This window comes from Polaromonas sp. P1_A2, from assembly GCF_056406895.1.
The window spans coordinates 1-14,054 of sequence record NZ_JBFTZI010000001.1 but is presented as its reverse complement, the minus strand read 5'-3'; the positions used below and the strand labels follow the sequence as shown (position 1 = coordinate 14,054).

The following is a 14,054-nucleotide window of genomic DNA, read 5'->3' as shown; positions in this document are numbered from 1 at the left end:
CCGCCCGTGGATCCGCAAGCCCCGAACGACATGCCGCCTTTGGGGCTTGCCATCCACCTGCTCGGCCCGCCGCGGGTGGAGCGGGACGGCAAACCCCTGCCGGCGCCGCGCGGCCACAAGGTCTGGGGCCTGCTGGCCTACCTGGTCCGCAGCGAGTCGCCGGTCAGCCGCAAGCAGCTGGCGGGGCTGCTGTTCGAGGATGCCGAAGACCCGCTGGCCGCCTTGCGCTGGAACCTCAGTGAACTGCGGCGCCTGCTGGACAGCGCGGATTTACGCGGTGACCTGCTGGCGCTTGCGCTGCCGCCCGCGACCTACCTCGACCTCGGGGCCGTGCTGTCGGGAAGCTGGGCGCAAGCCTTGTGCGTGCCCGGCCTGGACCGCGAGCTGCTCGAAGGCATGAATTTTTCAGGCAGCCCGGCCTTCGAGGTCTGGCTCGCCACGGAACGCCGCCACCTTCAGGCCGCCGCCGAGGCCGTGCTGCGTGAGGCCGCGCTGGCCCGCATGGCGGCAGGCGCCATGGCCGAAGCCGCCACACTGGCCGCCCGGTTGGTGCGCCACAACCCGCTGGACGAAAACTACCAGGCGCTGCTGGTGCGCAGCCTGGCCGCTTGCGGCGACGGTGTGGGCGCGGCGCGCCAGGCCGCCGCCTGCCGTGAATTGTTCCAGCGCGAACTCGGCGTGCAGCCGGGCGCCACACTGGATGCCGCCCTGCGCACCGCCACCGCGACGCCCACCGCGCGGCCGGCCACCGGGCGCGCCGCGGCACTGGCGCAGCTGGAGGCCGGGGAGGCCGCCATAGGCGCCGGAGCGCTCGACGCCGGCCTGCAATGCCTGCGCCGCGCCATCGTCGAGGCCGACGCTACCGGCGACACGGCGCTGCGCGCGCGTGCCCGCGTGGCCCTGGGCGGCGCGCTGGTGCATGCCGCCCGCGGCCGCGACGAGGAAGGCGCCACGGCGCTTCACGAAGCCCTGGAGGTGGGCCGGGACGCCTCGCCGGCAATCGCCGCAGCGGCTTGCCGCGAGCTCGGTTATGTCGAATTCCTGCGCGGCCGCTACGAGCGCACGCTGGCCTGGCTGCAGCGCGCCGCGCCGCTGGCAGGCAGCGACCGCGCGGAGCAGGCGCGCATCGCCACCGTGCACGGCAGCGCGCTCAGCGACACCGCGCACTACGCGGCCGCCATCAGCCTGCTGCACGAAGCCGAGGCGCTGGGCGCCGCGGCCGGCGACCCCAAACAGCTCGCCTATGCGCTGTCCATGCTGGGGCGCGCGCTGCTGCTGCACGGCGAGCTGGACGCCGCCGCCGACGCCCTGGACCGCTCGGTGGCCCTGGCCCAGCCGGGCTGGACCGCTTTTGTGCCCTGGCCGCAATCGCTGCGGGCCGAGGTCGACCTGCTGCGCGGCGACGTGGAGGCCGCCGCGAACCGTTTCGAGCATGCCTTTGCGCTCGGCTGCCAGATCGGCGACCCTTGCTGGGAAGGCATTGCCGGCCGCGGATTGGGGCGGGTGGCCATGGCGCGTGGCGAACCGCGGCGCGCGGCCGAAATCCTGGTCGACGCGCTGGCGCGCTGCGTGCGCCTGCCCGACGCCTACCTGTGGGGCAAGGGCTATGCGCTCGATGCGCTGTGCGGCGTCGCGGTGGCCGATGCCATGCCCCAGGCCTCGGCCTGGATCAACGAGCTGCAGGACCTGGCCGCGCGCAGCGGCATGCGCGAGCTCACGGTGCGCGCCTGCCTGCACCGCGGCGCGCTGGGCGACAGCGCGAGCACGGCCGCGGCCGGCTTGCTCGCCGGCCAGATCGACAACCCCGTGCTGCACGCCCTCGCCGGGCTTTGACAGCGGCGACGACACCCCAAGAGCTTGATGATGAAGACAAAACCCAAAGACGCCGTGTTTCGCGGTGGAACCCGGCGCCTGCTGCCAGGCCAGGCGCTGCGCCTGCCCCGGCGCGGCGGTGAATTGACGGTGCTGCGCGGCCGGCTCTGGCTCACGCGGGGCAAGGACCCCGGCGACCACTTCATCGCTGCCGGCCAACGCGTGCGCCTTGGCGACCACGAGAACGCGGTGATCGAGCCCGCGGAAAGCACGCGGGGCGTGAGCCTGCACTGGGAGCCCCGCCGCCCGGCCCTGGCCGGCGCCCTGCTGGCCCGGCCCTTGGGCGGCGCGGCCTTCCTGGCTTTTGTGGCGGCCCGCGGCTTCGCGGCGCTGGCGCGCCAGGCCGCAGCGGCTGCCAGGCGCGCGCGCGGCCATGGCGAAATTAGCGAGGTCCATGCCTTGTTCATCGCGCTGGAAGGCGGCCAGACGCGGAAGCCGGGCCGGCACTGCTGAAACTCAGCCTTCCTGAACCTCGCTGACGGCCTGCCCTTGCTGCGCCCTGTCCGCCAGCAGGTCGACAAAGGCGCGGACCTTGGCGGGACGAAAGCGCGCGGCCGGAAACACCGCGTGGATGCCGCCTGAAGGCAGCTGCCATTGCGGCAGGACCTCGATGAGACGGCCGGCCGCAAGGTCGCCGGCCACCGCATAGTCCGGCAGCACCGAGAGCCCCGCACCCTGGCATACGGCTTCGCGCACGGCCAGTGTGGCATCGAGAAAAATCGAGGCCTGCACAGTCACGGCCTCGCGCTTTATCTCGTTGAGCGAGAAATTCCAGCTGAGGTGCTCACGCAAGGCGGTATTGGCGACGAAAGGCAGCGTGGCGATGTCTTGCGGACGCGTGAGCCGCGCCACCTGTGCCTTCATGGCCGGCGGCGCCACCAGCAGTTGCCGGAAGGAGCCGATTTTTCGGGCCTGCAAGCTGGTTTCAGCCAGCCAGCCGACACGGATCGCCAGTTCGAAGTTGCCGGACATCAGGTCCATGGTCTGGTCACTCAGCACCGCATCGACCTTGCACGCGGGGTAGCGCCGGGTAAAGGCGGCGATGGCCGGCACCACGACACCCACGCCATAGTCGAAGGGAGCGGTGAGCCGCAGCATGCCGGAGGGCTCCGCCGAAGTCTCAGCCAGGTCGTCGAAAGCATTCCCGGCCTCGCGCAGGATCAGTGCGCAACGCAGGTAAAAGGCCTGGCCCAGTGCGGTGGGCTGCACCTTGCGCGTGGTGCGCACCAGCAGCGATGTGCGGAACTCGCGCTCCAGCCGGGCTACCTGCTGGCTGACCACGGCCTTGGTGATGCCCAGCCGATCCGCCGCCGCGGTGAAGGAGCCGGTTTCCACCACCGCCGCGAAGTAGGCCAGGCGCCTCAGGTTTCCCAGCCCTCCAAGGCTGCTGTCGTCGTGATTGTTTGCTTTAAACATACATTGTGTTTATCAGAGATGTCTTTAACAGTCAATTGATAGTGCCTACGATCACAGCCAGTGAGCCAACAAACCATGACCAAGACCCTGCATTACCTCTTCGACCCGCTGTGCGGCTGGTGCTACGGCGCCACGCCGGTGCTCTCCGCCTTGCTGGAAATCCCCGACGTCAGCGTCGAATTGCTGCCCACCGGCTTGTTCTCCGGCGCGGGCGCAAGGCCCATGGACAGCGAGTTCGCCGCCTACGCCTGGTCCAACGACCAGCGCATAGAGCGCCTGACCGGTCAGCGCTTCAGCGAGCAGTACCGGCAGCAGGTTCTCGGTGATCGCCAGCGGCTTTTCGACAGCGGCCCCGCTACGGTGGCGCTGACGGCCGTGTCATTGACCGCGCCGGCCAGGGAGCTCGAAGCCCTCAAGGCCATACAAAGTGCGCGTTATGTGGACGGCAAGGATGTGAGCTCCTTGGCCACACTGGCGGACGTTCTGCGCGGGCTGGGCCTTGAGCAGGCGGCAACCATGGTCATGCAGCCCGACGAAGCACTGCTCGCGGCGAACCGGGCCCGCACCGGCCGGGCACAGGCCCTGATGCGGGAGTTCGGCGCCCGCGGCGTGCCGACCCTGGTTGCCGAAGCCGGCGCGAAGCGCTGGATCGTGAATCACGCGGCCTTCTATTCCAACCCCCGTGCGCTGATCAGCGAGCTCGAAACGGCCTGAGCCGGGCCTGAATTGAAGCTCGTGCCAGCGAATCTTTTTTAGTTAACCGTGAGAAAGCGAACCATGACAACACGAAGAGAAACCCTCAAAACCGTAGCCGCCGCGGGTGTCGCGACGGCCATCTTAGGAGTGAAAAGCGCTATGGCTGCCAATACCAATCTGACCTGGAAACACTTTCCCGCCGGCGAGCATGGATTCTTCCGCGCCCCGGTCCTCATCTCCGGCGATCGCGAGGCCGTCTTGATCGATGGCGGCTTCACGCTTCCCGACGGCAAGGCGCTGGCCGATGCCATCAAGGCCACGGGCAAAAAGCTCACGACCATTTACATCAGCCAGAGCGATCCTGATTACTACTTCAGCCTCGCGCCCATCAAGGCGGCATTTCCCGATGCCAAGGTGATCGCCGCGCCGGCCACGATAGCGGCCATCAAGGGCAATGTGGAAAAGAAACTGGCGACCTGGGGCCCCCAGCTCAAGGAAAACGGCCCGCAGGCCCTGGCCGACATCGTGATGCCCGAAGCCTTCGACGGCCGGACCCTGACCCTGGAAGGCCAGGCCCTGGAGATCGTCGACGTCGACGGTCTTGCGAATCGCCGCTATATCTGGGTGCCTTCGCTGAACGCCATCTTCGGCGGCGTGCTGCTGTTCTCCGGCGTTCACGTATGGACCGCCGACACGCAGGGCGCGGAGGCCCGCGCCGCATGGGTGAAGGCACTTGACGCCATGGCCGCGCGCAAACCCGCCGTGGTCGTCCCCGGCCACATGGCTGTCACGGCGGCGGTGGACGCAAGCGCGATCCAATACACACGCGACTACCTCGTGGCTTTCGAGGAAGTGCTGGCCAAGTCCGCCGACAGCGGCGCCCTGATCGCGGCCATGACCCGGCGCTACCCGAACGCCGGCATGGGCGTGGCGCTGCAAATCGGCGCCAAAGTCGCCAAGGGCGAGATGAAGTGGGGTTGAGGCCATGATGTCGAACATCGACATCGTCCGCGCGCACTATGCCGCGTCGGCGCAGGGAAACATCGACGCAATGATGGCCCATGTGTCGCCCCAGGTGCGCTGGACCGAGATGGCGGGGTTTCCCTGCGCGGGCACCTGGGTCGGGCCGCAAGCGGTGGCCGAGAACGTCTTTGCCGTACTGGGCAGGGACTGGATCGGCTATCGCTTCGAACTGCAAAGCCTGATCGACGGCGGCGAGCACATCGTCGGGGTGGGAAGCTACCGCGGCACTTATCGCGCCACGGGAAAGGACCTGCAGGCCCGCGTCACCCACATCTGGCATCTGCAAAACGGCAAGATCGTGGCCTTCGAGCAGTTCACGGACACGCTGCTGGTCCGCCAGGCCATGGGCAGCAACTAAGAAAAAGAAAAAAAAGAAAAAGCCCGCCCTCCTCTCGGAGCGCGGGCCTTAGTCAAAAGACTGTTGATAGGGCAACCGATGTGCTTGTGCTGAACAAGCCGATCGAACCGGGTGCCACGCATTTGCGCGCCGGCATCGAGCACAGCCGCTAAAATTCCCACCGGAAGCAAAGGGCACCGGGAGGTTGATCGCCTCGTTGTTGAAGGCAAAACATGGCAATAAACCATCTTGAGGTGGATGACGGGGCAATACACCCCGGCACGCGCACCTCGCTATTCCTGCCTTCGCCCTTGCTCGCGGATTGCGTGTGCGCTTATGTGGTGCGCGACACCTTGGACGCCCAACTGAGTCCCCAACAAAGCTTCAGTCATTTACCGGTGTCTCCGCTGGTCAGCATGGTTTGGTTGATTCAAGGTGGAAGATCGTCAATACCTCTTGGCGATGGTGAATGGCCCGCGTCGTCAAGACGGGTTGTCTTGCGCGGCCCTCGCACGCAACCCACGGTTTGGCAAAGCCACGGCCCGGCCCTTGGATTTTCACTGACTATTTTTCCGGATGCATTTCACGCGCTGACACATTTGAATGTGACTGGTTTGCTTGACCAGGCCAGGAACCTGCAAACCGTACTTGGCAAAGACTGGCAGCAGATGGCGATTTCCGTCCTGCGGGCCGGCGAAGATCTGGAACGCATTCAGATCATTGAGGCCTTTTTAACGCCTCGCTGGACACCTGTGCGTGCGCCGCGGCCGGTGGCAACACCGCCGGATGGCCTGTCCTTGTTCAATGACTGGGTTGATGCGGTAGCACTGCGTTCATCCGCTTCAGGGCAAAGCACGCGCCAACGGGAGCGGCTCATCAAGGGGCAATTGGGACTTCCCATGCGTGCGATCCGTGGGCTGGTACGCATGGAGTCAACATTGACGCGGGGACACGGCTCCAACGCCTTTGGAGGCCCGTCTTTGGTGGACGTCGCCCATGCCATGGGATTCTCCGACCAGGCGCACTTGTGCCGGGAAGTGAAGCGCTACTCGGGCCTCAATCCAAGGGACCTGCAACGCGCCATTGAAACCCAGGAGTCCTATTGGCCTTACCGCTTGAGGCAGGCGCTGAAAGTGCGCTGACGGCTCTGGACCTTGTCCACAGGCCGCAATTTCTGTTGAGTCCAATTCCGCAATACGCGCCGCAAATGTCGTTTTGATTCAAGACCGCCTCCTCGCGCTTGCGTAACATCCAAGTCTTTTGTTTGCCCGGCTCGCCCCACCATGCGCTTGCAGATCAGTCCCAAACTTCTCGGCCTCAGTCTGGCCGTGCTGTCCGTTGCCTCTGTGAGCCACGCTCAGGGCGTCTACAAGTGGGTGGATGCACAGGGCAAAACCCACTACGACCAGCAGCCGCCCGCCAGCGATAAACCCAGTGAGGCGCTGAAGCTGCACAGCAACAGCAGCTTTGGCGGAGACAACAACGGCAAGGTACGCCCCACCGAATACAACGCCGACGGCACCAAAAAGATTCCCAAAGACGTGCAGGACTTTGCCAAGGGCATGGAAAAGGCCCTGGGAACCAAAGACAGCAAAGAGGTGCCGCTGGATTGCGCCAGCGCGGTCAGGAATGCACAGGAGCAGGCGGATACGGCGCTGGAAGTCAGTGCCAAGAACCTGAAAACCGGCTACATCACCCAGGCGGACTACGACAACAATGCCGCCAGGCTGCGTCGCGCCAAGGCAGAGACCAACCTGGCCAACTGCCAGTCCGCCACGGGCAAGGACCGCGCCTTCTACCAGTGCATGTCCAACGGCAACAACCACTTCATGGCTTGCATCAAGTAGGCAAGCAGTGGATTCTCCAAAAGCCTGGGGGAAATACATGCATGCCACGAAGCCTGACTCCCACGGGCTCGGTCCATGGGGCTCACTCCGGGTAAGAAAAAACCCACTCTTCTCTCGAAGAGTGGGTTTCAATCAACAGAACGCCTGATTTTCTGACTTAGAACGGAATGTCGTCATCCATGTCGTCAAAACCGCTGGCCTGCTTGGAGGCCGCCGGGGCCTGGCGTGGCGCGGCTGCCGCCGGCGCGCGCGCTGGGGCCGACTGGCGCGGGGCTTCGTAGCCGCCGCCACCGCCGTCGTCCCCACCGGGGCCGCCCATGCCCTGGCGGCTGCCCAGCATCTGCATCTGGTCGGCGCGGATTTCGGTGGTGTATTTTTCGATGCCGTCCTTGTCGGTCCACTTGCGCGTGCGCAGCGAACCTTCCACATAGACCTGCGAGCCCTTGCGCAGGTACTGGCCGACGATTTCGGCCAGGCGGCCGTTGAACACCACGCGGTGCCATTCGGTGGCTTCCTTCATTTCGCCGGTCTGCTTGTCTTTCCACCGGTCGGTGGTGGCGATGGTGACGTTGGCGACCTGGTCGCCGCTCGGGAAGCTGCGCATTTCGGGGTCGCGGCCCAAATTGCCGACGACGATGACTTTATTGACGGATGCCATGAGGGGTTCTCCTGAGCTGATCTACAGAGCGGGGCCCTGCTATTTATGAATAACTCACAGTTTAACTGGCCGGCCCGGCAAGGCTTCCTCGCCAGTGGCCGTAACGGCCGCATGGCGCCCGGGCGCCCGCATGGGCCAGGCCACTAGCAGCCAGGCCAGCATCAGGCCGCCGCACAGCATAAAAAGCCCCGCCGCGCCATGGGTTTTGGTGACCCAGCCGCCGATAGCGCCGCCGGCAAAAAAGCCCAGCGACTGCAGGGTGTTGTACACCCCCAGCGCCGCGCCGCGCGCATGGGCGGGCGCCACGCGGGAGGCCAGGCTGGGCTGGGTGGCTTCCAGCACATTAAAACCGCAGAAAAACAGGAACAGCAAGGCGGCCAGCAGGCCCAGGCCGTGCGGCCCCGGGCTTGAGGACACCGCCCACAGCAGGCCGAGCTGCACCACAAAAACCAGGCCCACAGCGCCCAGGAAGGCCGCGCGCAGGTAGCCGCGCCGCTCCAGCGGGAACAGCGTCATGCCCATCACCAGGAAGGACGCCAGCACCGCCGGCAGGTAGACCTGCCAGTGGCGGGCCTTGTCGAGGCCGGCTGCCACCAGCAGCGCCGGTATCGCCACCCACATGGCCAGCTGCACCGCATGCAGCACAAAAACGCCGAAGTCCAGCCGCAGCAGGGCTGGGTCCCTGAGGACTTCGAGCACGCTGCCGCGCGGGCGGTTCGCATGCTCCAACGGCTCGGGCGGCACCCACCACAGGACCACCGCGATGCCGCCCAAGGCCAGCGCGCCGGTCAGGGAAAACAGGCCGTACAGGCCGATGGAGGCCGCCAGCAGGGGCGCCACGAGCAGCGAGAGCGCGAACATCAGTGCGATGCTGCTGCCCACCAGCGCCATGGCCTTGGTGCGCACCTCGTCGCGCGTGGAGTCGGCCAGCAGCGCGGTGACGGCCGCCGAAATCGCGCCCGCGCCCTGCAGCGCGCGGCCGGCGACCAGCCAGTCCAGGTCGGGCGCCCAGGCCGCGACAAAGCTGCCCAGGGCAAATATCACCAGGCCGGAAATAATCACAGGTTTGCGGCCCCACCAGTCCGAGGCGATGCCGAAGGGAATCTGCAGCAGGCCCTGGGTCAGCCCGTAAACGCCCATGGCCAGGCCAACGCGCGCCGGGTCGTCGCCGCCCGGGTATCTGGCCGCTTCCAGCGCGAACACCGGCAGCACCAGGAACAGGCCCAGCATGCGCAGCGCAAAAATCGACGCCAGCGAGGCGCTGGCGCGGCGCTCGGTGGCGGTCATGGGGTAAGACGGGGGAGCGGAGGACTCGGACAAGGGATAAACAGGCAAAAAAGGCTCAAAACCGGACAAAAGACGGCCCAAATCGGGAACAAACCCGGAATTTGGCCGCCGTGGCGCGGCAAGCCAGGCCGTCCCCAAACGGCTATTGTGCTTGAAACGGTGCTTCGGTCTATGATGGAGAGTTTTGCGGCTGCCACATCTTGAACTCTCCCGACGACAGCAAATACCTCGCCTCCCAGGCCGCAGAAGGCCGTCACGTGGCTGAGCCCCCGGCCCGCTACCTGGCCCAGGCCCTGGCGGCGCAGCGCATCAGCATCCGCGGCGCGCGCACGCACAACCTCAAGAACATCGACCTGGACATCCCGCGCAACCAGCTGGTGGTCATCACCGGGCTGAGCGGATCCGGCAAGTCCAGCCTGGCCTTCGACACGCTGTACGCCGAAGGCCAGCGCCGTTACGTTGAAAGCCTGTCCACCTACGCGCGCCAGTTTTTGCAGTTGATGGACAAGCCCGACGTGGACATGATCGAGGGCCTGTCGCCCGCGATCTCCATCGAGCAGAAGGCCACCTCGCACAACCCGCGCTCCACCGTGGGCACGGTGACCGAGATCCACGACTACCTGCGCCTTTTGTTCGCGCGCGCCGGCACGCCGTTCTGCCCCATCCACGACCTGCCGCTGCAGGCGCAAAGCGTCAGCGAGATGGTCGACACGGTGCTGGCCCTGCCGGAAGACACCAAGCTGATGATCCTGGCGCCGGTGGCGCGCGACCGCAAGGGCGAGTTCGTGGACCTGTTCGCCGAAATGCAGTCCCAGGGTTATGTGCGCTTTCGCGTCGACGGCACGGCCTACGAGTTCGACGAGTTGCCCAAACTCAAGAAAACCGAGAAGCACAACATCGACGTGGTGATAGACCGCGTCAAGGTGCGGGCCGACCTGCAGCAGCGCCTGGCCGAAAGCTTCGAGGCCGCGCTGCGCCTGGCCGACGGCAAGGCCCTCGCGCTGGAGATGGACACCGGCAAGGAGCACCTGTTCAGCGCCAAGTTCTCCTGCCCGGTCTGCGACTACTCACTCAGCGAGATGGAGCCGCGGCTCTTTTCCTTCAATTCGCCGGTGGGCGCCTGCCCCACCTGCGACGGCCTGGGCCACATGGAGTTTTTCGACCCGGCGCGCGTGGTGGCCTTCCCTTCGCTCAGCCTGGCCAGCGGCGCCGTCAAGGGCTGGGACAGGCGCAACGGCTATTACTTCGCCATGCTGGAGAGCCTGGCCAAGCACTACAAGTTCAACATCGACACGGCCTTTGAGGAGCTGCCCGAGAACGTGCAGCAGGTCGTGCTGCACGGCTCGGGCGACGAGGAGATCAAGTTCAGCTACGTGATGGACTCGGGCAACTTCGCCGGCAAGAAGATCAGCAAGAAGCACCCCTTCGAAGGCGTGATCACCAACTTCGAGCGCCGCTACCGCGAAACCGACTCCGCCGCCGTGCGCGAGGAACTGGCCCGCTACCGCAGCGTGCAGCCTTGCCCCGAATGCGAAGGCACGCGGCTGCGCACCGAGGCGCGCCACGTCTACCTGGTCAGCGCGCCCGAAGGCGGCGCCCAGCCCGGGCGCAAGGCCATCTACGAGATCAGCCATGCGACGCTGCGCGAGAGTTTTGAGTACTTCAACGTCCTCAAGATGGAAGGCGCCAAGGCCGAGATCGCGGCCAAGGTGGTGCGCGAGATCGGCCTGCGCCTGAAATTCCTCAACGACGTGGGCCTCAACTACCTGAGCCTGGACCGCAGCGCCGAAACGCTGTCGGGCGGCGAATCGCAGCGCATACGCCTGGCCTCGCAGATAGGCTCGGGCCTGACCGGCGTGATGTATGTGCTGGACGAGCCCAGCATAGGCCTGCACCAGCGCGACAACGACAGGCTGATCGGCACGCTCAAGCATTTGCGCGACATCGGCAACAGCGTGCTGGTGGTCGAGCACGACGAGGACATGATTCGCGCGGCCGACCATGTCATCGACATGGGGCCGGGCGCCGGCATCCACGGCGGTCGCGTGATGGCCCAGGGCACGTTTGACGAAGTCAAGAACAACCCCGACTCGCTGACCGGCAAATACCTGGCGCAGACGCTGCAGATCGCCGTGCCCAAACACCGCACGCCCTGGCTGCCGACGGTGAAGGCGGTGGAAGCCGCCGAGAAGAAAAAAGCCTCGCGCTTTCCGCAAAGCCCGGCCGCCGAACGCCGCGCCGCGCGCGAAGCCGTGCACCAGGCCACGCTGGGCGACATGCAGGCGCTGCGTGTCATCAACGCCACCGGCCACAACCTCAAGGGCGTGAGCGTCGAGTTTCCGGTGGGCCTGCTGACCTGCGTGACCGGCGTCTCCGGCTCGGGCAAGTCCACGCTGGTCAACGACACGCTGTACGCCGCCGTGGCCCGCACGCTGTACCGCGCGCATGAAGAGCCCGCCGCGCACGAGTCCATCGAAGGCATAGAACATTTCGACAAGGTCATCAACGTCGACCAGTCGCCGATAGGCCGCACGCCGCGCAGCAACCCGGCCACCTACACCGGCCTCTTCACGCCGATACGCGAGCTGATGGCCGAGATGAACACCGCCCGCGAACGCGGCTACGGCGCGGGACGCTTTTCCTTCAACGTCGCCGGTGGCCGCTGCGAAGCCTGCCAGGGCGACGGCGTGGTCAAGGTCGAGATGCACTTTTTGCCCGACGTGTACGTGCCCTGCGACGTCTGCAAAGGCATGCGCTACAACCGCGAGACGCTGGAAGTCCAGTACAAGGGCAAAAACATCGCGCAGATCCTGGACCTCACGGTCGAGGTCGCGGCCGAGTTCTTCAAGGCCGTGCCCACCATCGCGCGCAAGCTGCAGACCTTGCTGGACGTGGGCCTGTCCTACATCAAGCTGGGCCAGGCCGCGACCACACTCTCGGGCGGCGAGGCGCAGCGCGTCAAGCTCGCGCTGGAACTGAGCAAGCGCGACACCGGGCGCACGCTGTACATCCTCGACGAGCCGACGACGGGCCTGCATTTTGCCGACATCGACCTGTTGCTCAAGGTGCTGCACCAGCTGCGCGACGCGGGCAACACGATTGTCGTGATCGAGCACAACCTGGACGTCATCAAGACGGCCGACTGGCTGGTCGACATGGGCCCCGAGGGGGGAGCCGGCGGCGGCACCGTGGTGGGCGTGGGCACGCCGGAAGACATCGCGGCGAACCCGGCCAGCCATACCGGCCGTTATCTCGCGCGCCTGCTCTAGGCTTTTTTGTTTGCCATGCCTGGGCGCCTGTAGCGCTCAGGCCGCGCCTTTTCTTTTTTTCAACGGATTCCGGTTTTGAACAGCTCCACCTTTTTCACCCAGCGCAAAATCGTTTTCCTGCTGGCCTCGCTGTGCTGCCTGCTCTGGGGCAGCGCCTACCCGGCGATCAAGAACGGCTATGTGCTGTTCCATATCACCGCCGACGACATTCCCTCCAAGCTGGTGTTCGCGGGCTGGCGTTTTCTTTTTGCCGGCCTGGTGCTGCTGGTGTTCGCCTTCATCGGCCGCAAGCCGGTGCTCCAGCTGGACCGCCGGACCTTCGGCCAGGTCGCCATCGTCGGCCTCACGCAGACCAGCCTGCAGTATGTGTTCTTCTACATCGGCCTGGCCTACGCCACCGGCGTGAAGAGCTCCATCATGAATGCGACCGGCACTTTTTTCAGCGTGCTGCTGGCGCACTACATCTACAAAAACGACAGGCTCAGCTTCAACAAGGTGCTGGGCTGCCTGGTGGGTTTTGCGGGCGTGATGGTGGTGAACTTCAGCGAAAGCCTGCTCAGCTTCGACTTCACGCTGCTCGGTGAAGGTTTTGTCGTGATCGCCGCCTTTGTGCTCTCGGCCGCCAGCATCTACGGCAAAAAAGTCTCGCAGCGCGTGGACTCGGTGGTGCTGACCGGCTGGCAACTGGCCATAGGCGGCCTGGCCCTGTTGCTGATCGGCTTTGCCACCGGTGGTTCGCTGACGGGCTTCACCCTCAAGTCCACCTTGCTGATGGTGTACCTGGTAGTGCTGTCATCGGCCGCGTTTTCCCTGTGGACGATTTTGCTGAAGTACAACCGCGTGAGCATGATCACCGTTTTTAATTTCATGGTGCCGATTTTTGGGACCATGCTGTCGGCGGTGTTCCTCGACGAGCGTTTCCTCGAGTGGAAAAACGGCCTGGCCCTGGTGCTGGTTTGTTATGGGATTTGGTTGGTGACGAAAGAAGAGAAGGGTGGTTGAGCCGGGTCTTGCTCCGGCGGGCGCGCTCTTCCTCTTCATCCTCCTCTTTCCTCTTCTTGGTTCAGCTGGCCGGGTCTCGCCCCGGCGGGCGAGGCACTTTTCTTTGCTTCGCCAAAGAAAAGTACCCAAAAGAAAGGCGACCCGCAGTCTGGGTCCCTACGCTTCGCTACGGGCAACCTGCGGTGCTCGAGCCAAGCGGGGTCCGGCTAAACTCGCCTTCGGCTCAGACAACGCCGGCCCTGATCCGCTTGTCTCTGCGCTCCTCGGCCCAGCCAGGACGGGGCAATCGGGATCGGGAACCGAATACCGAAATACCAAGAAGACAAATACAAACAAGGACTCGCCATAGCGAGTCCTTGTGGTTTTCTGTCTTGGTATTTTTTCTCCCCACCCTTTGTGTATGCGCCGAGGAGCGCAGGTTCAGGCGGATAAGGGATCGCGTTGTTTGAGCGAAGTGAAACGTAGCGAGTTTAGCGAGACCCCGGCTGAACCGAGCACCGCAGGTTGCCCGTAGCGAAGCGAAGGGACGCAGACACCAGGGTCGCCTTTTCTTTTGCTTACTTTTCTTTTGGCGAAGCAAAAGAAAAGTGAGTTGCCGCCGGGCAACCCCCGGCCAGCAGCTCTCAGCAAAGGGAGCAGGCGCGCAA

At 65.2% G+C, this 14,054-nt stretch carries 12 protein-coding genes; 9 read left to right on the top strand and 3 right to left on the bottom strand.

All coding sequences use genetic code 11. The annotated features are described in order from the left end of the window. Positions 1 to 6: 6 nt before the first annotated feature. Both AC1D09_RS00060 and AC1D09_RS00055 read left to right on the top strand, forming a co-directional pair. A complete protein-coding gene (locus AC1D09_RS00060) occupies positions 7 to 1,833 on the top strand; it encodes an AfsR/SARP family transcriptional regulator (RefSeq protein WP_477662909.1) in 1,827 nt (608 codons plus the stop codon). A gap of 30 nt (positions 1,834 to 1,863) precedes the next feature. Further along, positions 1,864 to 2,325: a DUF2917 domain-containing protein gene (locus AC1D09_RS00055; protein ID WP_477662910.1), complete on the top strand. Its 462-nt coding sequence runs from the start codon at positions 1,864 to 1,866 to the stop codon at positions 2,323 to 2,325. A gap of 3 nt (positions 2,326 to 2,328) precedes the next feature. On the opposite strand, the gene AC1D09_RS00050 is transcribed toward AC1D09_RS00055, so the two are convergent. Further along, positions 2,329 to 3,288, bottom strand: coding sequence for a LysR family transcriptional regulator (locus tag AC1D09_RS00050; protein ID WP_477662911.1), 960 nt, complete (start codon positions 3,286 to 3,288; stop codon positions 2,329 to 2,331). Positions 3,289 to 3,363: 75 nt separating this feature from the next. On the opposite strand from AC1D09_RS00050, the gene AC1D09_RS00045 reads away from it, so the two are divergent. The 5 genes from AC1D09_RS00045 to AC1D09_RS00025 all read left to right on the top strand — a co-directional run bounded on the left by AC1D09_RS00045 (position 3,364) and on the right by AC1D09_RS00025 (position 7,191). Next, positions 3,364 to 4,002, top strand: a complete 639-nt coding sequence (locus AC1D09_RS00045) for a DsbA family protein (protein WP_477662912.1) — start codon at positions 3,364 to 3,366, stop codon at positions 4,000 to 4,002. 63 nt (positions 4,003 to 4,065) lie between these two features. After that, complete coding sequence (locus tag AC1D09_RS00040) at positions 4,066 to 4,965, top strand: MBL fold metallo-hydrolase (protein WP_477662913.1); 900 nt, start codon at positions 4,066 to 4,068, stop codon at positions 4,963 to 4,965. A 4-nt stretch (positions 4,966 to 4,969) separates the two neighbouring features. Beyond that, complete coding sequence (locus AC1D09_RS00035) at positions 4,970 to 5,365, top strand: nuclear transport factor 2 family protein (protein WP_477662914.1); 396 nt, start codon at positions 4,970 to 4,972, stop codon at positions 5,363 to 5,365. A gap of 212 nt (positions 5,366 to 5,577) precedes the next feature. Then, a complete protein-coding gene (locus AC1D09_RS00030; protein ID WP_477662915.1) occupies positions 5,578 to 6,486 on the top strand; it encodes a helix-turn-helix domain-containing protein in 909 nt (302 codons plus the stop codon). Between the two features lie 141 nt (positions 6,487 to 6,627). Continuing rightward, positions 6,628 to 7,191, top strand: a complete 564-nt coding sequence (locus tag AC1D09_RS00025; RefSeq protein ID WP_477662916.1) for a DUF4124 domain-containing protein — start codon at positions 6,628 to 6,630, stop codon at positions 7,189 to 7,191. A 157-nt stretch (positions 7,192 to 7,348) separates the two neighbouring features. Here the strand turns inward: AC1D09_RS00025 and ssb are convergent, their stop codons facing one another. Both ssb and AC1D09_RS00015 read right to left on the bottom strand, forming a co-directional pair. Next, positions 7,349 to 7,849, bottom strand: a complete 501-nt coding sequence (gene ssb / locus AC1D09_RS00020; RefSeq protein ID WP_074580455.1) for a single-stranded DNA-binding protein — start codon at positions 7,847 to 7,849, stop codon at positions 7,349 to 7,351. A 54-nt stretch (positions 7,850 to 7,903) separates the two neighbouring features. Then, the gene (locus AC1D09_RS00015; RefSeq protein WP_477662917.1) at positions 7,904 to 9,136 is read right to left on the bottom strand and encodes an MFS transporter; all 1,233 of its coding nucleotides are present in this window, start codon (positions 9,134 to 9,136) and stop codon (positions 7,904 to 7,906) included. Between the two features lie 200 nt (positions 9,137 to 9,336). Here AC1D09_RS00015 and uvrA point away from each other — a divergent pair, with 200 nt between their 5' ends. Further along, positions 9,337 to 12,405 (top strand): excinuclease ABC subunit UvrA, encoded by a 3,069-nt coding sequence (gene uvrA / locus AC1D09_RS00010; protein WP_477700889.1) that lies wholly within the window; start codon positions 9,337 to 9,339, stop codon positions 12,403 to 12,405. Between the two features lie 75 nt (positions 12,406 to 12,480). After that, on the top strand, positions 12,481 to 13,407 hold the full coding sequence (locus AC1D09_RS00005) for a DMT family transporter (RefSeq protein ID WP_477662919.1): 927 nt from the start codon (positions 12,481 to 12,483) through the stop codon (positions 13,405 to 13,407). Positions 13,408 to 14,054 lie beyond the last annotated feature (647 nt).

Excerpts from the sequence above, each read along its gene's own strand:
- AC1D09_RS00055 (WP_477662910.1), top strand. The coding sequence starts at position 1,864 with ATGAAGACAAAACCCAAAGACGCCGTGTTTCGCGGTGGAACCCGGCGC.
- AC1D09_RS00050 (WP_477662911.1), bottom strand. The coding sequence starts at position 3,288 with ATGTTTAAAGCAAACAATCACGACGACAGCAGCCTTGGAGGGCTGGGA.
- AC1D09_RS00045 (WP_477662912.1), top strand. The coding sequence starts at position 3,364 with ATGACCAAGACCCTGCATTACCTCTTCGACCCGCTGTGCGGCTGGTGC.
- AC1D09_RS00040 (WP_477662913.1), top strand. The coding sequence starts at position 4,066 with ATGACAACACGAAGAGAAACCCTCAAAACCGTAGCCGCCGCGGGTGTC.
- AC1D09_RS00035 (WP_477662914.1), top strand. The coding sequence starts at position 4,970 with ATGATGTCGAACATCGACATCGTCCGCGCGCACTATGCCGCGTCGGCG.
- AC1D09_RS00030 (WP_477662915.1), top strand. The coding sequence starts at position 5,578 with ATGGCAATAAACCATCTTGAGGTGGATGACGGGGCAATACACCCCGGC.
- AC1D09_RS00025 (WP_477662916.1), top strand. The coding sequence starts at position 6,628 with ATGCGCTTGCAGATCAGTCCCAAACTTCTCGGCCTCAGTCTGGCCGTG.
- ssb (WP_074580455.1), bottom strand. The coding sequence starts at position 7,849 with ATGGCATCCGTCAATAAAGTCATCGTCGTCGGCAATTTGGGCCGCGAC.
- AC1D09_RS00015 (WP_477662917.1), bottom strand. The coding sequence starts at position 9,136 with ATGACCGCCACCGAGCGCCGCGCCAGCGCCTCGCTGGCGTCGATTTTT.